Raw genomic sequence first — 21924 nt, 5'->3', positions numbered from 1 at the left:
CGAGCCGACAAGCGGCGCATGGAGGCGATTCGCGCTTGCCTGCGGATCGTCGCCGGCCGGTGCGGCGGCATGGCCGCGCAAGCGCAAGGGCCAAAGGCCTGTGGAAAAGCGGCGCGCCCGGACGGGCCCTCGCGACACGGCGTTGCCAAGGCGGAATTGCCGGATTGGCGGGAGATCGGCAAAGGCTTTCCGAAACAATTTCCGGACTGTCATGGTTTTGTCTCCAAACCTGCTTGACACTAAATGGCGAACCCCTTAGTTAGCCGCTCATCCAAACGGCCAGCCCGTTCGGAGAGGGTGCCCAGGCACCGGATTGCTTGAAAGAATGCGGGTGTAGCTCAGTCGGTTAGAGTGCCGGCCTGTCACGCCGGAGGTCGCGGGTTCGAGCCCCGTCACTCGCGCCATTTCAAGGCAGGCGGCAAATCGTCGCTGTCGGTCCGGTTTCGTGTTATCCTCATGGTCCGAAAGGTCCAATGCGCGGGTGTAGCTCAGTCGGTTAGAGTGCCGGCCTGTCACGCCGGAGGTCGCGGGTTCGAGCCCCGTCACTCGCGCCATTCATCTCCGAAAAGCCATGCAGTTTCCGAGGGTCAGCCATGCGGCCTTCCACGACATTTGCGGATTTGTCGCGACATCGTTGCATCTGCTTGATAATGTCCGTCCGGCACTGTTCGAATAGCTTCTGTAAAAGTCTTGCGCCGGGGCTCCGGCTGCGCTAACCACGGCTTGTTGCAACGCACGTTCGCTTGCCGGGCATTTGCCCAGTTGCGCCGCCCGGCGCCGCCGGCAAGCAGGGATGAACATGATGACCGAACTGCTCAGTTCCTATATTCCGATCGCTATTTTCATCGGCATCGCGCTCGTAATCGGCCTGGCGCTTCTCATTGCGCCGTTTGCCGTCGCCTTCAAGGCGCCCGATTCGGAAAAGCTCTCGGCCTACGAATGCGGCTTCAACGCATTCGACGACGCCCGCATGAAGTTCGATATCCGCTTCTACCTCGTGTCGATTCTCTTCATCATCTTCGACCTTGAAGTTGCCTTCCTTTTCCCCTGGGCCGTTTCCTTCGGCGCGATCGGCTGGTTCGGCTTCTGGTCCATGATGGTCTTCCTCTTCGTGCTGACCATCGGCTTTATCTATGAATGGAAGAAGGGAGCCCTGGAATGGGAGTAGTCCCCGCTGGCAATCAGACGCTCGTGGCACCGCAGCCGAAGGGAATCATCGATCCCTCGACCGGCAAGCCGATCGGCAGCAACGACGCGTTCTTCGGCGAGATCAACAATGAGCTCGCCGACAAGGGTTTTCTCGTCACCTCGACCGACGAGCTGATCAACTGGGCTCGTACCGGCTCGCTGATGTGGATGACCTTCGGTCTTGCCTGCTGCGCCGTCGAGATGATGCAGCTCTCCATGCCGCGTTACGACGTTGAGCGCTTCGGTTTTGCCCCGCGCGCCTCGCCGCGCCAGTCGGACGTCATGATCGTTGCCGGTACGCTGACCAATAAGATGGCGCCTGCGCTGCGTAAGGTCTACGACCAGATGCCGGAGCCGCGTTACGTCATCTCCATGGGCTCCTGCGCCAATGGCGGCGGCTATTACCACTATTCCTATTCGGTGGTTCGCGGCTGCGACCGCGTCGTGCCGATCGACATCTACGTGCCGGGCTGTCCCCCCACGGCAGAGGCGCTGCTTTACGGCGTGCTTCTGCTGCAGAAGAAGATCCGCCGCACCGGCACGATCGAACGCTAAGGGCAAGGACAGGACATTATGAGCGAAGCCCTCACTGAGCTTTCGTCGTATCTTTCGCAAGCGCGCGGCAACCTGATTGCCGCCTCGCAGCTGAAATACGGCGAGCTGACGCTGACGACGACCGGCGAAAACCTGATCCCGCTGCTGACCTTCCTGCGTGACGACGCCAAGTGCGGCTTCGTCAACCTGACGGATATTTGCGGGGTCGACTGGCCGCAGCGCGAACTGCGCTTCGATGTCGTCTACCATCTTCTGTCTCCGAAACAGAACCTGCGCATCCGCGTCAAGGTGGCGACCGACGAGGATACGCCGGTTCCCTCCGCCTGCGCCGTCTATCCGGGCGCCGACTGGTTCGAGCGCGAAACCTGGGACATGTACGGCGTCCTCTTCACCGGCCATCCGGACCTGCGCCGCATCCTGACCGACTACGGTTTCGAAGGCCACCCGCTGCGCAAGGACTTCCCGACGACCGGTTTCGTCGAAGTCCGCTACGACGATGCGGCAAAGCGCGTCGTTTACGAGCCGGTGGAACTGAAGCAGGAATTCCGCAATTTCGATTTCTTGTCCCCCTGGGAAGGCACGGAATACGTGCTGCCGGGGGATGAAAAGGCGAAGCAGTAACGCGAATAGTGAGTAGCGAATAGCGAATAGTTGGAAGGGGCGTGCAGACGATAAACTCCTACAAGGATCTTAGGGTCTGGCAGGTGGCAATCGACCTTGCGGTAGAGTGTTATCAGTTGACTCAAAGATTTCCGAAGGAGGAGGTCTATGGTCTGACGGCCCAGATACGCAGGGCGGCGACTTCGATTGCCGCCAACATTGCTGAAGGGCACGGTCGTGAAGTCACGGGAAGTTTCATTCAGTTTTTGCGTATCTCCCAGGGTTCGCTGAAGGAATTGGAAACGCATATGCTCATTTCTCATCGTATTGGTTTGATCGATGAGGGCGAGTTCAGGCAGATGACCGGAAGGTGCGACGAAATCGGACGAATGATTCGGGCGCTAATACGGAGTCTCCAGGAGAAGTGATGAGACTGAACGAAACTATTCGCTATTCGCCATTCGCTATTGGCTTGATTGGCAGCGCGTTTGGCATGGAGCACGCAGCATGACCGAACATAACGTCCGTAACTTCAACATCAATTTCGGGCCGCAGCATCCGGCAGCGCACGGCGTTCTGCGTCTTGTGCTGGAGCTTGACGGCGAAATCGTGGAGCGCGTCGATCCGCATATCGGCCTGCTGCACCGCGGTACCGAAAAGCTGATCGAGACCAAGACCTATCTTCAGGCCGTTCCCTATTTCGATCGCCTCGACTACGTCGCGCCGATGAACCAGGAACATGCCTATGCGCTGGCGGTCGAAAAGCTGCTCGGCATCGAGATCCCGATTCGCGGCCAGCTGATCCGCGTTCTCTACTCGGAAATCGGCCGTATCCTGTCGCACCTGCTGAACGTCACCACGCAGGCCATGGACGTCGGCGCGCTGACGCCGCCGCTCTGGGGCTTCGAGGAGCGCGAGAAGCTGATGGTGTTCTACGAGCGTGCCTGCGGCGCGCGCATGCATGCCGCCTATTTCCGTCCGGGCGGCGTTCATCAGGATCTGCCGGAACAGCTGGTGCAGGATATCGGCAAGTGGTGCGACGAATTCCCGTCCAAGCTCGACGATATCGACGACCTTCTGACCGGCAACCGCATCTTCAAGCAGCGTAACGTCGATATCGGCGTCGTCTCGCTGGAAGATTGCTGGGCCTGGGGCTTCTCGGGCGTCATGGTGCGCGGTTCGGGTGCTGCCTGGGACCTGCGCCGCGCGCAGCCCTACGAATGTTATTCGGATCTCGAATTCGATATCCCGATCGGCAAGAACGGCGACTGTTACGACCGTTACCTGATCCGCATGATCGAGATGCGCGAATCCTGCAAGATCATGAAGCAGTGCGTGAACCGCCTGCTCGGCGACGCCAGGACCGGTCCCTTCTCGTCGATCGACGGCAAGGTCGTTCCGCCGAAGCGCGGCGAGATGAAGCGGTCGATGGAAGCGCTCATCCACCACTTCAAGCTCTATACCGAAGGTTATCACGTTCCGGCCGGCGAGGTTTACGCAGCCGTCGAGGCGCCGAAGGGCGAGTTCGGCGTCTACCTCGTCTCCGACGGCACCAACAAGCCGTACCGCTGCAAGATCCGTGCTCCGGGTTATGCGCACCTGCAGGCGATGGACTTCATGTGCCGTGGCCACCAGCTTGCCGACGTCGCGGCCGTTCTCGGTTCGCTCGACATCGTCTTCGGCGAGGTGGACCGGTAATGCAGGCTCTGCCGCTCGCAGCTGCACTTCTTCTCTCGGCCTCTGCCGCTCTTGCGCAGGAAGCCGGCAAGCTCGGCACGCCGCTGGGCCACGAGGAGGCGCAGCAGCCGGCGGAGCAATCGTCCATGGGCGAGCTTTTGTCCAAGGGCTACGAGATCAAGGCCGCCGTGCCGAACGGCGGCAAGTTTGTGGTATTTATGCAAAAAGACCAGTCGGCCTATGCCTGTGAAATGCAGTCTTTGACTGCTTCGCGGTGTGGAACGCTAAACTGACAAGGCGTGAGGAAGAATGTCCGTTCGTCGATTAGCCGAAGATCAATTCCAGCCGGCCGCATTCGCTTTCAGCGATGAAAACGCGGCCTGGGCGGAAAAGACGATCCAGAAATATCCCGCAGGCCGTCAGCAATCCGCGGTCATTCCGCTGCTGATGCGCGCGCAGGAACAGGACGGTTGGGTCACGCGAGCGGCGATCGAAAAGATCGCCGACATGCTGGACATGGCCTATATCCGCGTTCTCGAAGTGGCGACGTTCTACACCCAGTTCCAGCTGCATCCGGTCGGCACCCGCGCTCACGTGCAGGTCTGCGGCACGACGCCCTGCATGCTGCGCGGCTCGGAAAAGCTGATGGACGTCTGCCGCAGCAAGATCCACCACCACCCGTTCGAGCGCAATGCCGAAGGCACGCTCTCCTGGGAAGAGGTCGAGTGTCTCGGGGCCTGCGTCAACGCTCCGATGGTGATGATCGGCAAGGACACCTACGAGGACCTGACGCCGGAGCGCCTGGAAGAGATCATCGATGTTTTTGCCGCCGGCAACGGCGCGAGTGTCAAGGTCGGTCCGCAGATCGACCGTCACCTCTCCTCGCCCGAAGGTGGTCCGACGACGCTGCTGGACGATATTGCCGTCACCCGCACCCGCGTTGCCGAAGCCCCGGCCGCCAAGCCGGCCGACGCCGCGCCGGTTCCGCCCTCCGAGGCCGCCCGCCCGAAGAGCACCGATGCCGAAACCAACGCGTCGCTGAAGACGCCTGTAACGGCGCCCAAGGCATCGGCCAGGAACGCCAAGGCTGCCGAAGCTCAGCCGCTGTCCGGCACGGCTGCTTCCGAACCCGTGGCAAAGCCTGCCGCGGAAGCCGCGCCAAAACCGTCGCTGAACGACAAGAACCGCCCGGCCGGCATCGAAAGGCCCGCCGCTCCGGACGATCTCAAGATGATCTCGGGCGTCGGCCCGAAGATCGAAGCGACGTTGCATGAAATCGGCATCTTCACCTTCGCGCAGATCGCGGCCTGGAAGAAGGCCGAACGCGAATGGGTCGACGGGTTCCTGAATTTCCGCGGCCGCATCGAGCGCGACGACTGGGTCAAGCAGGCCAAGGCGCTCGCCAAGGGCGGCGAAGCGGAATATATCAAGGTCTTCGGCAAGAAGCCGCGGTAAGAGGTGTGAGACATGCTGCAAGATAAAGACCGCATCTTTACCAATATCTACGGCCTCAAGGACAAGTCCCTGAAGGGCGCGATGAGCCGCGGCCATTGGGACGGCACCAAGCAGATCCTCGAAAAGGGCCGCGACTGGATCATCGAAGAAATGAAGGCGTCCGGCCTTCGCGGCCGTGGCGGCGCAGGCTTCCCGACCGGCCTCAAATGGTCCTTCATGCCGAAGCAGAACGATGGCCGTCCGCACTATCTCGTCGTCAATGCCGACGAATCGGAGCCCGGTACCTGCAAGGACCGCGACATCATGCGCAACGATCCGCATACGCTGATCGAAGGCTGCGTGGTGGCAAGCTTCGCCATGGGCGCCAACACCGCCTATATCTATGTGCGCGGCGAATATATCCGCGAGCGCGAAGCCCTGCAGGCGGCAATCGACGAGTGCTACGATGCCGGCCTTCTCGGCAAGAACAACAAGCTCGGCTGGGATATGGACATTTTCGTCCATCACGGCGCCGGCGCCTATATCTGCGGCGAAGAGACCGCGCTGCTCGAAAGCCTTGAAGGCAAGAAGGGTCAGCCGCGCCTGAAGCCGCCGTTCCCGGCCAATATGGGTCTCTACGGCTGCCCGACGACGGTCAACAACGTCGAATCGATCGCCGTTGCCCCGACCATCCTGCGCCGTGGCGCCGGCTGGTTCTCCTCCTTCGGCCGTCCGAACAATGTCGGCACCAAGCTGTTCATGCTCTCGGGCCACGTCAACCGTCCCTGCACGGTCGAGGAAACGATGGGCATCACCTTCCGCGAACTGGTGGACAAGCATGCCGGCGGCATTCGTGGCGGCTGGGACAACCTGCTTGCCGTCATCCCCGGCGGTGCATCCTGCCCGATCGTGCCGGCCAAGGACATCATGGACTGCCCGATGGATTTCGACGGCCTGCGCGCTGTCGGCTCCTCCTTCGGCACGGCCGCCTCGATCGTCATGGACAAGTCCACCGACGTCATCAAGGCGATCGCCCGTATCTCGGCCTTCTTCAAGCATGAGAGCTGCGGCCAGTGCACGCCCTGCCGCGAAGGCACGGGCTGGATGTGGCGCGTGATGGAGCGCATGGCGCGCGGCAACGCCCAGAAGCGCGAAATCGACATGCTGTTCCAGGTCACCAAGCAGATCGAAGGCCACACCATCTGTGCGCTCGGCGACGCCGCCGCATGGCCGGTCCAGGGCCTGATCCGTAACTTCCGCCCGGAAATCGAAGCCCGCATCGACCAGTACACGGCCAATGCCCTCGATCACGGTGCGGTTCTGGAGGCGGCCGAGTAAACGCATGACGACCAGGGTGTCCGACAGCAAGACGGGGGAAGGGGCAGCCGATTTCGCGGCTGACTTCGGCCGCCTTGCTGCCGGCATGCTGGAAAGTGCGCGGGCCATGCCCGTCCATCCGCTGATGGCGCATCCGGCTGCGGCCTTTGCTGCGGCCACCGCGATCGGCTTCGGCATTTCCACCCAGATGGCCGGCGTCTTTTTCGGCGCGCTGCAGGGTGCGCTCGAGACGGCGAATCTGGCGGCCGCAGCGCTCGACGAAACGCCGCCGGACGAAGAGACGCCGGAGATGGATATCCGTCCGGAGAATATTCGCCGCCCGGCCGAAACGGCTGCGCCGGTTCGCAAGGCGGCAAAGCCGAAGCTGACGGTCGTGTCCGCCAAGGCTCCGGCCCCGGAGGCGGTGAAGCCGGCGGTTGCCAAGAAGAAGCCGGCCGCAAGGTCCAGGAAGGTTGACGACCTCAAGCTGATTGCCGGCATCGGTCCGAAGCTTGAGCAGGTGCTGAACAAGAAAGGCATCCGCACCTTTGCCGATATTGCGGCATGGAGCGATCAGGACGTTGCGAGCCTGGATGCCGAACTCGGCGTCGACGGCCGCATCCGGCGCGACGACTGGGTTGGCCAGGCCAAGGTGCTGGCGACGCGGGGCCGCAGGAAGAAATAGGTTTCCGGCCGCGGGCGACGGCTGGAGGAATGGCAGGTCGATCGGCGGGGCAGGGGGCTCCGGGTCGCGATGCCGATGGCGGGTTCCGGGTCTCGGAGCCGGCATGGAGAATTTGGGCAATACCGGCGCCAGGACGGACGAAATCTCCGCCTTGGCAATACGGATGTTGCAAAAATAGGTTTGTTTGCCGGTACCCGGCGAACGGGAAACAGGACTGAGTGACGATGGCAAAACTGAAGATTGACGGTAACGAGATCGAAGTTCCGGATCATTTCACGCTGCTGCAGGCGTGCGAAGAGGCCGGCGCTGAAGTTCCGCGCTTCTGCTTCCATGAGCGCCTGTCGGTTGCCGGCAATTGCCGCATGTGCCTCGTCGAGGTCAAGGGCGGTCCGCCGAAGCCGCAGGCTTCCTGCGCCATGGGCGTGCGCGATATCCGCGGCGGCCCGAACGGCGAGCTGCCGGAAGTCTTCACCAACACGCCGATGGTCAAGAAGGCCCGCGAAGGCGTGATGGAATTCCTGCTGATCAACCATCCGCTCGATTGCCCGATCTGCGACCAGGGCGGCGAATGCGACCTGCAGGACCAGGCCATGGCCTTCGGCATCGACACCTCGCGCTACCAGGAAGACAAGCGCGCCGTCGAAGACAAATATATCGGCCCGCTCGTCAAGACGGTCATGAACCGCTGCATCCACTGCACGCGTTGCGTCCGCTTCACGACTGAAGTTGCCGGCATTTCCGAACTCGGTCTGATCGGCCGCGGCGAGGATGCCGAAATCACCACCTATCTCGAGCAGGCCATGACCTCCGAGCTGCAGGGTAACGTCGTTGACCTCTGCCCTGTCGGCGCGCTCACCTCCAAGCCCTTTGCCTTCACGGCCCGTCCGTGGGAACTGAACAAGACCGAATCGATCGACGTCATGGACGCCGTCGGCTCCGCCATCCGCGTCGATACGCGCGGTCGCGAAGTCATGCGCATCCTGCCGCGCGTCAACGAAGCGGTGAACGAAGAGTGGATCTCCGACAAGACCCGCCACGTCTGGGACGGCCTGAAGACGCAGCGCCTCGACCGCCCCTACGTCCGCAAGGACGGCCGCCTGCAGCCGGCAAGCTGGGGCGAGGCCTTCGGCGCCATCAAGGCTGCCGTTGCGGCAACGTCCGGTGACAAGATCGGCGCGATCGCCGGCGATCTCGCCTCCGTCGAGGAAATGTACGCGCTGTCCGAACTGGTAAAGTCGCTCGGTTCCGAGAATCTCGACTGTCGCCAGGATGGGACGGCACTTGATCCGTCGCTCGGCCGCGCAAGCTACCTCTTCAACCCGACCATCGCCGGCATCGAGCAGGCCGACGCGCTGCTCATCGTCGGCGCCAACCCGCGCTTCGAAGCTGCCATCCTCAACGCCCGCATCCGCAAGCGCTACCGCCGCGGCGGCTTCCCGATCGGCGTGATTGGCGAGGGCGGCGAGCTGCGTTACAAGTACGACTATCTCGGCTCCGGCCCGGATACGCTGAAGGACATTGTCGACGGCGGCCACGCCTTCGCCGAAGTCCTCGCCAAGGCTTCCAAGCCGATGATTATCGTCGGCCAGGGCGCGCTCACCCGCACGGATGGCGCCGGCGTGCTCGCAACGGCAGCCAAGCTCGCCGTCAATGTCGGCGCGATCGCTGAAGGCTGGAACGGCTTTGCCGTCCTCCACACCGCCGCCTCCCGCGTCGGCGGTCTCGACCTCGGCTTCGTGCCGGGCGCCAAGGGCGTCAACGCCGCCGAGATGCTGAAGGCCATGGACGTGCTCTTCCTGCTCGGCGCCGACGAACTCGACTTCTCGGCCAAGGCCGCGAAGTTCACCGTCTATATCGGCTCGCACGGCGATAACGGCGCGCATGGCGCCGATGTCATCCTGCCGGCTGCCGCCTATACCGAAAAGTCCGGCACCTGGGTCAACACCGAAGGCCGCGTCCAGATGGGCAACCGCGCCGGTTTCGCACCGGGCGACGCCCGCGAGGACTGGGCGATCATCCGCGCCCTTTCCGACGTGCTCGGCAAGAAACTTCCCTTTGATTCTCTCAGCGAACTGCGCGGCAAGCTCTATGCGGCATTCCCGCATTTCGCCGCCATCGACGAGATCGCCGAAGGCGATAGCGCCCAAATTGCCGCACTGGCGAAAAAAGCCGGTAAGATGAACAAATCCGGGTTTGCGTCGCCGGTCAAAGACTTCTATTTGACGAACCCGATAGCGCGCGCCTCGGCTGTCATGGCCGAGTGCTCGGCATTGGCCCGCAACAATTTCAAAGTCGCGGCAGAGTAAGGGCAGGAACTCATGGATTCTTTCTTCTCGACCTATGTCTGGCCGGCGATCATCATGATCGGTCAGTCGCTGCTGCTGCTCGTCTGCCTGCTGGTCTTCATCGCTTACATCCTGCTTGCCGACCGCAAGATCTGGGCTGCCGTGCAGCTGCGCCGCGGCCCGAACGTCGTCGGTCCCTTCGGCCTGTTCCAGTCCTTCGCCGACCTTTTGAAGTTCGTCTTCAAGGAGCCGATCATCCCGGCCGGCGCCAACAAGGCGGTCTTCCTCCTCGCCCCGCTTGTCACCGTGCTCCTGGCGCTGTCGACCTGGGCGGTCGTGCCGCTCGCAGACGGCTGGGTCGTTGCCAACATCAATGTCGGCATCCTCTACATCTTCGCGATCTCGTCGCTCGAAGTGTACGGCATCATCATGGGCGGCTGGGCTTCGAACTCGAAGTATCCGTTCCTCGGCGCGCTGCGCTCTGCCGCACAGATGGTGTCCTACGAAGTCTCGATCGGCTTCGTCATCGTCACCGTGCTTCTCTGCGTCGGCTCGCTGAACCTGACCGATATCGTCAACGCCCAGCGCACCGGCCTCGGCACGATGGTCGGCCTGCCGAACTCGTTCCTCGACTGGCACTGGCTGGCGCTGTTCCCGATGTTCATCGTCTTCTTCATCTCGGCGCTCGCCGAGACGAACCGCCCGCCCTTCGACCTTCCGGAAGCCGAATCCGAACTCGTCGCCGGCTTCATGGTCGAATACGGCTCGGCTCCGTACATGATGTTCATGCTCGGCGAATATGCGGCCGTCGTGCTGATGTGCTCGCTGACGACCATCCTCTTCCTGGGGGGCTGGCTGCCGCCGGTCGATTTCTGGCTCATCAACTGGGTGCCGGGCATCATCTGGTTCATGCTGAAGGCGTGCCTGGTGTTCTTCATGTTCGCCATGGTCAAGGCTTTCGTGCCCCGTTACCGCTACGACCAGCTCATGCGTCTCGGCTGGAAGGTCTTCCTTCCGCTGTCGCTCGCCATGGTCATCATCGTTGCATTCGTGCTGAAACTGACGGGATGGGCAGGCTGATGTCCAACCTCGTTTCCGGCAAAATTGGAGATTGAAGATGGGAAGCCTGTCCGCCTCCATCAACTCGCTTTTCCTCAAGGAATTCGTCGGCGCCTTCTTCCTGTCGATGCGCTATTTCTTCAAGCAGAAGGCGACGATCAACTACCCCTTCGAAAAGGGTCCGGTCAGCCCGCGCTTCCGCGGCGAACATGCGCTGCGCCGCTATCCGAACGGCGAAGAGCGTTGCATCGCCTGCAAGCTGTGCGAAGCGATCTGTCCCGCTCAGGCGATCACCATCGAGGCCGGCCCGCGCCGCAATGACGGCACCCGCCGCACGGTGCGTTACGACATCGACATGGTGAAGTGCATCTATTGCGGCTTCTGCCAGGAGGCATGCCCGGTCGATGCGATCGTCGAAGGCCCGAATTTCGAATTCGCCACCGAGACCCGCGAAGAGCTCTACTTCGACAAGCAGCGGCTGCTCGACAACGGCGACCGGTGGGAGCGTGAAATCGCCCGCAATATCGCGATGGATGCGCCGTACCGCTGATTGAAATTTGAAATGCCGCGGCAAGGGCGCTCTTGTCCGCCGCGGTCAACATGCACCGGGGCTTTGCCGGCAGATGCCGTGCGAAGTCCTATCGGGCAGGGAAACTCCCGGCTGCCCCGGGGGAAGATGAAAAAGGCACCAACATGGGTCTGCAGGCTCTATTTTTCTATCTTTTCGCCTTTGTCGCGATAGCGTCGGCGTTCATGGTCATCTGGGCGAAGAACCCGGTCCACTCGGTTCTGTTCCTGATCCTGGTGTTCTTCAACGCAGCCGGTCTCTTCCTGCTGCTGGGTGCCGAATTCCTGGCGATGATCCTGCTCGTCGTCTATGTGGGCGCGGTCGCGGTTCTCTTCCTCTTCGTGGTGATGATGCTCGACATCGATTTCACCGAGCTTCGCGCCGGTGTCCTCGAATATGCGCCGATCGGCGCGCTGATCGGCCTCATCCTCGCCGCCGAACTGATCGTCGTCATCGGCGGCAGCGCGATTTCGCCCGAGATCGCCAAGACGGTCGCCATGCCGATCCCGGCCTTTAGCGAACGCACCAACACGGCGGCGCTCGGCGACGTGCTCTACACGGACTACGTCTATTTCTTCCAGATCGCCGGTCTGGTCCTGCTGGTCGCCATGATCGGCGCGATCGTGCTGACGCTGAAGCATCGCACCAATATCAAGCGGCAGAATATTTCCCGCCAGGTTGCCCGCACGCCCGCGACCGCCGTCGAGGTGGTCAAGGTCAAGCCGGGGCAGGGCGTGAACTGAACCGAGAGGTCAAGGAACAAAGAATATGGTCATCGGACTCTCCCACTATCTCACGGTCAGCGCCATCCTCTTCACGATTGGCATCTTCGGCATCTTCCTGAACCGGAAGAACATCATCGTCATCCTGATGTCGGTCGAACTGATCCTGCTGTCGGTCAACATCAACATGGTCGCCTTCTCGTCCTTCCTCAACGATATCGTCGGCCAGGTCTTCGCACTGTTCATTCTGACCGTTGCCGCCGCCGAAGCGGCGATCGGTCTTGCAATTCTCGTTGTCTTCTACCGCAACCGCGGTTCGATCGCGGTCGAAGACGTCAATATGATGAAGGGCTGAGCGGCTCATGTTCCTCTATAAGGCTATCGTCTTCCTTCCCCTGATCGGCGCGATCATCGCCGGCCTGTTCGGCCGTGCGATCGGCGCCAAGGCGTCGGAATATGTCACCAGCGGCCTGATGATCATCGCCGCCATCCTGTCCTGGATCGTCTTCTTCACGGTTGCGCTCGGCCACCCCGAAGGTGCCATCAAGGTCGAGGTTCTGCGCTGGATCCAGTCCGGCGGCATCGACGTTTCCTGGTCGCTGCGCGTCGATACGCTGACCTCGGTCATGCTGATCGTCGTCAACACGGTCTCGACCCTGGTGCACATCTACTCGATCGGTTACATGCACACCGATCCGCACCGCCCGCGCTTCTTCGCCTACCTGTCGCTCTTCACCTTCGCCATGCTCATGCTGGTGACGTCCGACAACCTCGCCCAGATGTTCTTCGGCTGGGAAGGCGTCGGTCTGGCCTCGTATCTGCTGATCGGCTTCTGGTACAAGAAGCCGTCGGCATCGGCGGCCGCCATGAAGGCCTTCATCGTCAACCGCGTCGGCGACTTCGGCTTCGTGCTCGGTATCGCCACCGTCTTCGTGCTGTTCGGCTCGATCAACCTCGACACGATCTTCGCCAATGCTTCGACCTTCGCTCCGGCTGAAGGCGGCGAGGCCGGTGAGGTGATCCTGAACCTCTTCGGCATGCATCTCGACAAGGCGCATGCGCTGACCGGCGCCTGCCTGCTGCTCTTCATGGGCGCCATGGGCAAGTCGGCGCAGTTCCTGCTGCACACCTGGCTGCCGGACGCCATGGAAGGCCCGACGCCGGTTTCCGCACTCATCCATGCCGCAACCATGGTTACGGCCGGCGTCTTCCTCGTCGCCCGCATGTCGCCGATCTTCGAACTTTCGCATGATGCGCTCGTCGTCGTGACGCTCATCGGCGCGATCACCGCCTTCTTCGCGGCGACCGTCGGCCTCGTGCAGAACGACATCAAGCGCGTCATCGCCTATTCGACCTGCTCGCAGCTCGGCTACATGTTCGTCGCTCTCGGCGTCGGCGCTTACGGCGCGGCAATCTTCCACCTCTTCACGCATGCCTTCTTCAAGGCTCTGCTCTTCCTCTGCGCCGGCTCGGTCATCCATGCCGTCGATGGCGAGCAGGACATGCGCTACATGGGCGGCCTGCGTCCGCACATCAAGGTCACGTTCTGGATGATGATCATCGGCACGCTGGCGATCACCGGTGTCGGCATTCCCTTCACCCCGGTCGGCTTTGCCGGTTTCTTCTCGAAGGACGTCATCATCGAGGCAACCTACGCGTCGCATTCGCCGGTTGCGGGCTTTGCCTTCTCGCTGCTGGTCATTGCCGCTCTCTTCACGAGCTTCTATTCCTGGCGCCTGATCTTCATGACCTTCTACGGCCGGCCGCGCGCTTCCCACGAAGTCATGCATCACGTCCATGAATCGCCGCAGGTCATGCTGGTGCCGCTCTACATCCTCGCCATCGGCGCGGTTGTGGCCGGCTTCCTCTTCGAAGGCCGCTTCTACGGCGAGGAATATGCCGAGTTCTGGAAGGGCGCGCTCTTCACCGGCGCCGAAAACGAACTGGTGGAAGAATTCCATCACGTACCGGCCTGGGTCGGCCTCAGCCCCTTCATCGCCATGCTGCTCGGCTTCGTGATCGCCTGGTACATGTACATCCGGTCGCCCTCGACGCCGCGCAAGCTCGCCGAACAGCACCGCGTGCTCTACCAGTTCCTGCTCAACAAGTGGTACTTCGACGAACTCTACGACTTCCTCTTCGTCCGCACCGCCAAGGCGCTTGGCAACTTCCTGTGGAAGAAGGGTGACGTCGGCGTCATCGATACCTACGGTCCGAACGGCGTCGCCGCCCGCGTGGTCAACGTGACCGACCGCGTCGTGCGCCTGCAGACCGGTTACCTCTATCACTATGCCTTCGCGATGCTGATCGGCATTGCGGCGCTCGTTACCTGGATGATGCTCGGGAGTTCTCTCTGATGACCGATTGGCCTATTCTTTCAACGGTCACCTTCCTGCCGCTCGTCGGCGTGGTGCTCCTGTTGCTGATGAACGGCGAAACCGAGAACGGCCGCAAGAACGTGTTGTGGATCTCGCTGATCACCACGGTCTTCACCTTCATCCTCTCGCTCTTCATCTGGATCGGTTTCGACAACGCCAATCCCGGCTTCCAGATGATCGAGCAGCATAGCTGGCTCGGCACCGGCATCGGTTATCATGTCGGCGTCGACGGCATCTCCATGCTGTTCATCATCCTGTCGACCTTCCTGATGCCCTTCTGCGTGCTCGCAAGCTGGCTCTCGGTCGAGAAGCGCCTGAAGGAATACATGATCGCCTTCCTCATCCTCGAAGTGATGATGGTCGGTGTCTTCGTGTCGCTCGATATCGTTCTCTTCTACGTCTTCTTCGAAGGCGGCCTCATCCCGATGTTCCTCATCATCGGTGTCTGGGGCGGTGCGAACCGCGTCTATGCGAGCTACAAGTTCTTCCTCTATACGCTGCTCGGCTCGGTGCTGATGCTGCTTGCCATCATGGCCATGTACTGGCAGGCCGGCACGACGGATATCGTCCAGCTGCTGGAATACAAGTTCCCGCCGGCAATGCAGACCTGGCTGTGGCTTGCCTTCTTCGCCTCCTTCGCGGTGAAGATGCCGATGTGGCCGGTTCACACCTGGCTCCCGGACGCGCACGTCCAGGCGCCGACGGCCGGTTCCGTCATCCTGGCAGGCGTGCTCCTGAAGCTCGGCGGCTACGGCCTGATCCGCTTCTCGATCGGCATGTTCCCGGTCGCGTCGGACTATTTCGCGCCGCTCGTCTTCGCCATGTCCGTCATCGCCATCATCTACACCTCGCTGGTCGCGATGATGCAGGACGACATCAAGAAGCTGATCGCCTATTCCTCCGTCGCGCACATGGGCTATGTGACGATGGGCATCTTCGCTGCGAACGCGCAGGGTCTGCAGGGGTCGATCTTCCAGATGCTGTCGCACGGCATCGTCTCCGGCGCGCTCTTCCTCTGCGTCGGCGTCGTCTACGACCGCACCCACACCCGCGAGATCGCGGCCTATGGCGGCCTGGTCAACAACATGCCGAAATATGCCGTCGCCTTCATGGTCTTCACCATGGCCAATGTCGGCCTGCCGGGCACGTCGGGCTTCATCGGCGAGTTCCTGACGCTCATCGGCGTCTTCCGCGCCAATACCTGGGTCGCGCTCTTTGCCGCCACCGGCGTCATCCTGTCGGCCGCCTATGCGCTCTGGCTCTATCGCCGGGTGATCTTCGGCGCGCTGGAAAAGGAAAAGCTGAAGGCACTGCTCGACCTTTCTCCGCGTGAACGCGTCATCCTCTATCCGCTGATAGCGCTCACCATCTTCTTCGGCGTCTATCCGGCTCCGGTCTTCGATGCGACCGCAGCTTCGGTGGACCATCTGATCAACAGCTATTCGGCCGCAGTGCAGGCAGCGCAGAATGTTGCGCTGTCGATGAAATGACGGGACTTTAGGACATGACTGCTGAAACAATATCCCTGAGCCTGTACCTGTCCGCGCCGGAAATCATCCTCGCGATCGGTGCCCTCGTGCTGCTCATGATCGGCGTCTTTGCGGGCGAGCGGTCCGGTCCGCTCGTCAGCACGCTGGCGATGATCGTGCTTGTCGTCTCCGGCCTGTGGCTGATCTTCATTCCCGGCGACGGCCTCGCCTATGGCGGCGTCTACCTCGCCGACGGCTTTGCCCGCTTCATGAAGGTGCTGGCGCTGATCGGCTCCTTCGTCGCGCTGTTCATGTCGATGGGCCATGCGCGGGAAAACCAGCTCGACAAGTTCGAGTTCCCGGTTCTCCTGGTGCTCTGCACGCTCGGCATCATGCTGATGATCTCGGCCAACGACCTGATCTCGCTCTATCTCGGCCTCGAACTGCAGTCGCTGGCAATCTACGTCATCGCTGCGATCAACCGTGACAGCCTGAAGTCGACTGAAGCCGGCCTGAAATATTTCGTCCTCGGCGCCCTTTCCTCCGGCATGCTGCTCTACGGCATGTCGCTGGTCTACGGCTTCACCGGCCACACGCATTTCGCCGACATCGCCCAGGCGCTCACGGTCGAAGGCGCGAAGTCGCTCGGCCTGATCTTCGGCCTCGTCTTCATTCTCGCCGGCATCGCCTTCAAGATCTCCGCCGTCCCGTTCCACATGTGGACGCCGGACGTATATGAAGGCGCGCCGACCCCGGTCACCGCCTTCCTGGCAAGCGCCCCGAAGGTCGCCGCCATGGCGATGATGACGCGCATCGTCATCACCGCCTTCCAGCCGGTGCTGACCGACTGGCAGCAGGTCATCGTCTTCATCTCGATCGCCTCCATGCTGCTCGGTTCGTTTGCGGCAATCGGCCAGAAGAACATCAAGCGACTGATGGCCTATTCCTCGATCGGCCACATGGGGTATGCGCTGGTCGGCCTTGCCGCCGGCAACCATACCGGCGTCGCCGGCGTCATGCTCTACATGGCGATCTACATGGTCATGACGCTCGGCTCCTTCGCGATCATCATGTCGATGCGCCGCAAAGACGGCACGGTTGTCGAAAACGTCAGCGATCTTGCCGGCCTGTCGGCGACCAACCCCTTCATGGCCGTGGTGCTGACCGCGCTGATGTTCTCGCTTGCCGGCATTCCGCCGCTTGCCGGCTTCTTCGCGAAGTATTTCGTCTTCGTCGCCGCCATCGAGGCCAAGCTCTATGCGCTTGCCGTCATCGGTGTTCTGGCTTCGGTCGTCGGCGCCTATTATTATCTGCGCGTCATCAAGCTGATGTGGTTCGATGAGGCGACCGGCGAATTCGCCCGTGTCTCGGGCTCGCTGCGTCTCGTCTTCGGTCTCTCCGGCCTCTTCGTCGCCGCCTATGTTCTCATCGGCGGACCGATCGGCGGTGCGGCCGAGCTCGCTGCGGCGACGCTCTTCTGATGGCTTCCGACAAGCGGCGCCGGATATCGCTCGGCGATATCCGGCACGAGGCCTTGTCGGATACGTCGTCGACCAACACGGAATGCTTTGCCCGGGCTCGGGCAGGGGACGCCGGCCTGCTCTGGGTGACGGCGGAACGACAGACCGGCGGCCGCGGCCGCCGGGGCCGCCCCTGGGTTTCCGAGCGCGGCAATCTCTACGCCTCGCTTCTTCTCATCGATCCGGCGCCGATGGAGCGCCTTGCCTCCCTGCCGCTCGCCATCGCGGTTGCCGTGCATCAGGCGATCCGCAGCGTGCTGCCGCCGGGTGCTGAGCCGCTGGAGGTGAAGTGGCCGAACGATATTCTGATCGGGCGCAAGAAGACCTGCGGCATCCTCGTGGAAGGCGAACGGCTGGCCGACGGCCGCCATGCGGTCGTCATCGGCATCGGCATCAACGTATCCGTCATGCCCGACAATCCCATCTATCCCGTCACCTGTCTGCGAAATCAGGGAAGTGCGGCTTCGCCCGAAGAACTCTTCGCCCATCTCTTCGCCGCCATGGCCGAGATGCTCGATATCTGGGACGAAGGGCAGGGTATTGCCGAAGTCACGGCGCGGTGGCGGGCCGTCGCCTGCGGTATTGGCGAAAAGATAACCGTGAATCTGCCGGACCGGTCGATTTCCGGATATTTCGCGGGAATAGATGATAATGGCCTGTTGATGCTCGATACCGGCACAGGCAGGATGATGCCGATTGCGGCTGGCGATGTATTCTTTGGATAGTGGAAAAAACAAACATTATGGCGAAACAGGACGAACTGGTATTTCTCCCCTTGGGCGGCGTCGGCGAGATCGGGATGAATCTTGCGCTGTACGGCTACGGCCCGGCGGATCATCGCCAGTGGATCATGGTGGATTGCGGCGTCACCTTTCCGGGGCCGGATCTGCCGGGTGTCGATCTTGTCCTGCCGGATATCCGTTTCCTCGCCAACGAGCGCAAGAACCTCAAGGCGATCATCATCACCCACGCCCATGAGGATCATTACGGCGCGCTCGCCGATCTCTGGCCGGGCCTGAATGTCCCGGTCTATGCCTCGCCTTTCACGGCGGGCCTGCTGGAAGCCAAGCGCAATTTCGAGAAGGACGCGATCGGCGAAGTGCCGGTCACGATCTTCAAGGCGGGCGACAGGATCAATGCCGGTCCCTTCAGCATCGAGGGTGTGGCCGTCAACCATTCGATCCCCGAGCCCATGTCGCTGATGATCCGCACGCCGCTCGGCAATGTTATCCATACCGGCGACTGGAAGATCGATCACGAGCCTTCGCTCGGGCCGCTGACCGACGAGGCGCGTTTCCGCCAGCTCGGCGACGAGGGCGTGCTGGCGCTGCTCTGCGATTCCACCAACGCGCTGCGCGACGGCGTTTCGCCGTCCGAGAAGGATGTTTCCGAAAGCCTGCGCAAGATCATCGAGAATGCCGAGGGCCGTGTGGCGATCACCACCTTCTCCTCGAATGTCGGCCGTATCCGCACCGTCGCCGAAGCCGCCGAAGCTGCGGGCCGCGAAGTGCTGCTGCTTGGAAGCTCGCTGAAGCGCGTCTGCGACGTCGCCCAGGATATCGGCCTGATGGAAGGCATAAAGCCCTTCATCTCCGAGGAGGACTACGGCTTCATCCCGCGTGACAAGGTCGTCGTCATCCTTACCGGCAGCCAGGGTGAACCGCGTGCCGCCCTTGCCAAGCTTTCGCGCGACGAGATGCGCAACGTGGCCTTCGCCGCCGGCGATATCGTCGTCTTCTCCTCGCGCGCCATTCCCGGCAATGAGAAGGCGATCCAGGACATCAAGAACGGTCTCGTCGAACAGGGCGTCCACATCATCACCGATACGGAGGCGCTGGTGCATGTGTCGGGCCATCCGCGTCGCAACGAGTTGCAGAAGATGTATGAATGGACGCGGCCGAAGATCGTCGTGCCCGTGCATGGCGAGGCCACGCATCTGACGGCGCACAAGGAGCTTGCCGAACAGTCGGGCATTCCGACCGTGCCGCGTGTGCGCAATGGCGACGTGCTGAGGCTCGCTCCCGGTCCTGTCGAGGTGATCGACGAGGCGCCGCATGGCCGCATCTACAAGGACGGGTCGCTGATCGGCGACTTCGACGAGATGGGCATCGGCGAGCGCAAGAAGCTTGCCTATGTCGGCCATGTTGCCGTCAGCATCGTGCTTGACAATCGTTACGACATTATCGGCGAGCCCGATCTCGTGGCGATCGGCCTGCCGGCCTATGACGACGAGGGCGAGGATATGGAGGATACTCTGTTCGACGCCGCAATCAGCGCGATCGAAAGCATCCCGCGCGCCCGCCGCAAGGATATCGACATGCTGCAGGAGGCCGCCCGCCGCGCCGTGCGCGCCGCCGCCAACAATGCCTGGGGCAAGAAGCCTGTCGTCACCGTCTTCATCACCAGGATCTGAGCGATGCTCGGCCGTGTGAACCATATCGCCATCGCCGTGCCCGACCTGATAGCTGCGGCCGCAAGCTATCGCGACACGCTGGGTGCCACGGTCTCGGCGCCGCAACCCCTGCCGGAGCATGGCGTCACGGTGGTTTTCGTTGAGCTGCCCAACACCAAGGTGGAACTGCTGGAGCCGCTGGGCGACGCCTCGCCCATCGCCGCCTTCCTCGAGAAGAACCCGTCGGGCGGCATGCATCACATCTGCTACGAAGTCGAGGATATCCTGGCGGCCCGCGACCGGCTGACGGCATCGGGGGCGAGGGTGCTCGGGAACGGCGAGCCGAAGACCGGCGCCCATGGCAAACCGGTGCTATTCCTCCACCCGAAGGACTTTTTCGGTACCCTGATCGAGCTCGAACAGGTGTGACACACCTTTAGAATACAGCTGGTTTAGAATACAGCTGGTTTCCTGCCTGCACAATTTGCCTTTGGTTGCTATTATGCCTCCACACCGGGGGAGGGTTGCATGTTCAAATCCATATATGTAGGCGCAGCGATCGCAATGATCACCTCTGGCGTAGCGCTAGCCGAAGCTCCAATGGATGCGAACGCGCTGGGTGACAAAGCAAGAGGGCAACTCGAATGTGCGGCGTTATATGGAGTGATCGCCGAACTATATCCGGAAAACTGGCAGACGCTTAGCAGAGAGAGAATGCGGGACGCCTTTGCTTTGCTGCGTAGCACCGGCCGGCAGAATCTGGCCCGTTCGGGCAGCGCGGGCGAATCCGCAGACCCGATCATCCAGGCGCGCGTTGAGGAAATCGTGAAGCTTGCCGAGGGGGAAGCAAAGACCGAGCTTCGACGGCTCTTCAACGATTGCAGCGATTTGTATAGGAAAACACTCCACGGGGATTGAAGCCGGTTAGTGCGTCAGAGTGACCTAAATTATTCCCCGCCTTTGAACTCTCCGTCATTCCGGCTTATAAGCTCGCAAAACCAGCCGCCAAGGCACCATATCGACGGGAACCACAATGTTTCAGGCCTTCCTCCAGGGATTCGCAGTCTATTTCATCATCTGGTGGATTACGCTTTTCGCCGTGCTGCCGATTGGCCTGCGCACCCAGGCGGAAGATAACGATATCGTGCTCGGCACCGTACCGAGCGCGCCGACCCGCTTCCGCCCGCTTTTCGTCTTCTCGCTGACGACGCTCATCTCAGGTGCGATCTATGGCGTCTGGTACATCTGTTCGACCTATTTTGGCCTCGGCTTCGATGCACTTTGACCTTGCCCCCAAGTTTTATCCGGTTTTGAGTTCGCTCCAGCGGTTCTGGGTTGCTGTGTTCGGGGCGGTAGCGGCGGGTTGCGGTGCGGAGCCATTCCGGCTGCGCAGCACCGCATCACGTCGCGGGTTGATGGTCTGAGCGAACTCGGCAGGTGTCAGCCAGCCGAGGCCGGAATGCGGTCGATGATCGTTGTAATCGCGGCGCCAGTTTGAAAGCGCTGATCGAGCGTGCGTCAGTGACGAGAAGAGGGTCTCATTCAAGAGTTCATCTCGCAGCCGCCCATTGAAGCTTTCGATGAAGGCGTTCTGGATCGGCTTGCCGGGTGCGATGTAGTGCCATTCCACCTTGGTCCGGTCCGTCCATTGCAGGATCGCGTTGCTGGTGAACTCGCTGCCATTGTCGCTGACGATCATCTTTGGCTTGCCACGCGCCTCGATGATCCGGTCAAGCTCACGGGCAACCCGAAGACCGGAAAGTGAGGTATCGGCGATGAGTGCCAGGCACTCCCTGGTGCAATCGTCCACGACCGTAAGCACTCGGAACCTGCGTCCGTCAGTGAGTTGATCCGAGACGAAGTCCAGCGACCAACGATCATTGAGGGCAAGCGGGATCAGCATTGGCGCTCGTGTCCCGATCGCTCGCTTCCGACCGCCACGTTTGCGTACTGTCAGCTTCTCCTCCCGATAGAGCCGGAAGAGCCGCTTGTGGTTCACAAGGTGACCCTCACGCCTGAGCAGCACATGAAGGCGTCGATATCCAAAGCGGCGGCGTTCATGCGCCAGCGCCTTC

23 protein-coding genes, 2 tRNA genes and 1 pseudogene are annotated in these 21924 nt (G+C 61.7%); 25 read left to right on the top strand and 1 reads right to left on the bottom strand.

Features of this window, described 5'->3' with window-relative positions; all coding sequences use genetic code 11:
- Nucleotides 1-18: 18 nt before the first annotated feature.
- The 25 genes and pseudogenes from ACFPWW_RS27240 to ACFPWW_RS27120 all read left to right on the top strand — a co-directional run.
- Entirely contained in the window at nt 19-237 is a 219-nt protein-coding gene (locus ACFPWW_RS27240) for a hypothetical protein (protein WP_162718932.1), read from the top strand.
- 90 nt (nt 238-327) lie between these two features.
- Nucleotides 328-404 (top strand) — tRNA-Asp (locus tag ACFPWW_RS27235).
- A gap of 73 nt (nt 405-477) precedes the next feature.
- A tRNA-Asp gene (locus tag ACFPWW_RS27230) sits at nt 478-554 on the top strand.
- A 248-nt stretch (nt 555-802) separates the two neighbouring features.
- Nucleotides 803-1168: an NADH-quinone oxidoreductase subunit A gene (locus tag ACFPWW_RS27225; protein ID WP_097611397.1), complete on the top strand. Its 366-nt coding sequence runs from the start codon at nt 803-805 to the stop codon at nt 1166-1168.
- The gene (locus ACFPWW_RS27220; RefSeq protein WP_112566273.1) at nt 1159-1743 is read left to right on the top strand and encodes a NuoB/complex I 20 kDa subunit family protein; all 585 of its coding nucleotides are present in this window, start codon (nt 1159-1161) and stop codon (nt 1741-1743) included. Before ACFPWW_RS27225 ends, ACFPWW_RS27220 begins: the two co-directional genes overlap by 10 nt.
- 18 nt (nt 1744-1761) lie before the next feature.
- Nucleotides 1762-2364 carry an NADH-quinone oxidoreductase subunit C gene (locus ACFPWW_RS27215; RefSeq protein ID WP_112566276.1) on the top strand — a complete coding sequence of 201 codons (603 nt, stop codon included), beginning with the start codon at nt 1762-1764 and terminating at the stop codon, nt 2362-2364.
- Between the two features lie 41 nt (nt 2365-2405).
- Entirely contained in the window at nt 2406-2771 is a 366-nt protein-coding gene (locus tag ACFPWW_RS27210) for a four helix bundle protein (RefSeq protein ID WP_377314213.1), read from the top strand.
- A gap of 79 nt (nt 2772-2850) precedes the next feature.
- Complete coding sequence (locus tag ACFPWW_RS27205; RefSeq protein WP_112566278.1) at nt 2851-4041, top strand: NADH-quinone oxidoreductase subunit D; 1191 nt, start codon at nt 2851-2853, stop codon at nt 4039-4041.
- Nucleotides 4041-4313 (top strand): hypothetical protein, encoded by a 273-nt coding sequence (locus ACFPWW_RS27200; protein WP_377314211.1) that lies wholly within the window; start codon nt 4041-4043, stop codon nt 4311-4313. The genes ACFPWW_RS27205 and ACFPWW_RS27200 overlap by 1 nt, the downstream gene beginning before the upstream one ends.
- A gap of 16 nt (nt 4314-4329) precedes the next feature.
- Nucleotides 4330-5475, top strand: a complete 1146-nt coding sequence (locus ACFPWW_RS27195) for an NADH-quinone oxidoreductase subunit E (protein ID WP_377314209.1) — start codon at nt 4330-4332, stop codon at nt 5473-5475.
- A 12-nt stretch (nt 5476-5487) separates the two neighbouring features.
- Nucleotides 5488-6792, top strand: coding sequence for an NADH-quinone oxidoreductase subunit NuoF (gene nuoF, locus ACFPWW_RS27190; RefSeq protein WP_112566284.1), 1305 nt, complete (start codon nt 5488-5490; stop codon nt 6790-6792).
- Nucleotides 6793-6796: 4 nt separating this feature from the next.
- Nucleotides 6797-7456, top strand: coding sequence for a 5' DNA nuclease (locus ACFPWW_RS27185; RefSeq protein WP_377314207.1), 660 nt, complete (start codon nt 6797-6799; stop codon nt 7454-7456).
- Nucleotides 7457-7680: 224 nt separating this feature from the next.
- Nucleotides 7681-9762 (top strand): NADH-quinone oxidoreductase subunit NuoG, encoded by a 2082-nt coding sequence (gene nuoG, locus ACFPWW_RS27180; RefSeq protein WP_377314205.1) that lies wholly within the window; start codon nt 7681-7683, stop codon nt 9760-9762.
- Between the two features lie 12 nt (nt 9763-9774).
- Nucleotides 9775-10821, top strand: a complete 1047-nt coding sequence (nuoH, locus tag ACFPWW_RS27175; protein WP_112566290.1) for an NADH-quinone oxidoreductase subunit NuoH — start codon at nt 9775-9777, stop codon at nt 10819-10821.
- Nucleotides 10822-10858: 37 nt separating this feature from the next.
- Entirely contained in the window at nt 10859-11350 is a 492-nt protein-coding gene (gene nuoI / locus ACFPWW_RS27170) for an NADH-quinone oxidoreductase subunit NuoI (protein WP_112566292.1), read from the top strand.
- Between the two features lie 143 nt (nt 11351-11493).
- Nucleotides 11494-12111, top strand: coding sequence for an NADH-quinone oxidoreductase subunit J (locus ACFPWW_RS27165; RefSeq protein WP_377314203.1), 618 nt, complete (start codon nt 11494-11496; stop codon nt 12109-12111).
- 25 nt (nt 12112-12136) lie between these two features.
- Complete coding sequence (nuoK, locus tag ACFPWW_RS27160; protein WP_007823900.1) at nt 12137-12445, top strand: NADH-quinone oxidoreductase subunit NuoK; 309 nt, start codon at nt 12137-12139, stop codon at nt 12443-12445.
- A gap of 7 nt (nt 12446-12452) precedes the next feature.
- Nucleotides 12453-14447, top strand: coding sequence for an NADH-quinone oxidoreductase subunit L (gene nuoL, locus ACFPWW_RS27155; RefSeq protein ID WP_112566296.1), 1995 nt, complete (start codon nt 12453-12455; stop codon nt 14445-14447).
- Nucleotides 14447-15958: an NADH-quinone oxidoreductase subunit M gene (locus ACFPWW_RS27150; RefSeq protein WP_112566299.1), complete on the top strand. Its 1512-nt coding sequence runs from the start codon at nt 14447-14449 to the stop codon at nt 15956-15958. The genes nuoL and ACFPWW_RS27150 overlap by 1 nt, the downstream gene beginning before the upstream one ends.
- A 14-nt stretch (nt 15959-15972) precedes the next feature.
- Nucleotides 15973-17418 carry an NADH-quinone oxidoreductase subunit NuoN gene (gene nuoN, locus ACFPWW_RS27145; RefSeq protein WP_377314201.1) on the top strand — a complete coding sequence of 482 codons (1446 nt, stop codon included), beginning with the start codon at nt 15973-15975 and terminating at the stop codon, nt 17416-17418.
- Nucleotides 17418-18182 carry a biotin--[acetyl-CoA-carboxylase] ligase gene (locus ACFPWW_RS27140; RefSeq protein WP_112566305.1) on the top strand — a complete coding sequence of 255 codons (765 nt, stop codon included), beginning with the start codon at nt 17418-17420 and terminating at the stop codon, nt 18180-18182. The genes nuoN and ACFPWW_RS27140 overlap by 1 nt, the downstream gene beginning before the upstream one ends.
- Nucleotides 18183-18199: 17 nt before the next feature.
- Nucleotides 18200-19870, top strand: coding sequence for a ribonuclease J (locus tag ACFPWW_RS27135; RefSeq protein ID WP_112702952.1), 1671 nt, complete (start codon nt 18200-18202; stop codon nt 19868-19870).
- A 3-nt stretch (nt 19871-19873) separates the two neighbouring features.
- Nucleotides 19874-20278, top strand: a complete 405-nt coding sequence (mce, locus tag ACFPWW_RS27130) for a methylmalonyl-CoA epimerase (RefSeq protein WP_112754551.1) — start codon at nt 19874-19876, stop codon at nt 20276-20278.
- 99 nt (nt 20279-20377) lie between these two features.
- Nucleotides 20378-20767 carry a hypothetical protein gene (locus tag ACFPWW_RS27125; RefSeq protein WP_112702953.1) on the top strand — a complete coding sequence of 130 codons (390 nt, stop codon included), beginning with the start codon at nt 20378-20380 and terminating at the stop codon, nt 20765-20767.
- Between the two features lie 115 nt (nt 20768-20882).
- Nucleotides 20883-21153: pseudogene (locus ACFPWW_RS27120) on the top strand (DUF1467 family protein); the annotation flags it as partial.
- Here the strand turns inward: ACFPWW_RS27120 and ACFPWW_RS27115 are convergent.
- A partial coding sequence (locus ACFPWW_RS27115; protein WP_377314198.1) for an IS3 family transposase occupies nt 21150-21924 on the bottom strand: 775 nt, incomplete at its 5' end. The pseudogene ACFPWW_RS27120 and the gene ACFPWW_RS27115 overlap by 4 nt on opposite strands.

The organism is Rhizobium sp. GCM10022189 (assembly GCF_042656325.1).
Lineage (GTDB): Bacteria > Pseudomonadota > Alphaproteobacteria > Rhizobiales > Rhizobiaceae > Rhizobium.
This window is presented reverse-complemented; position numbering and strand designations above follow the sequence as displayed.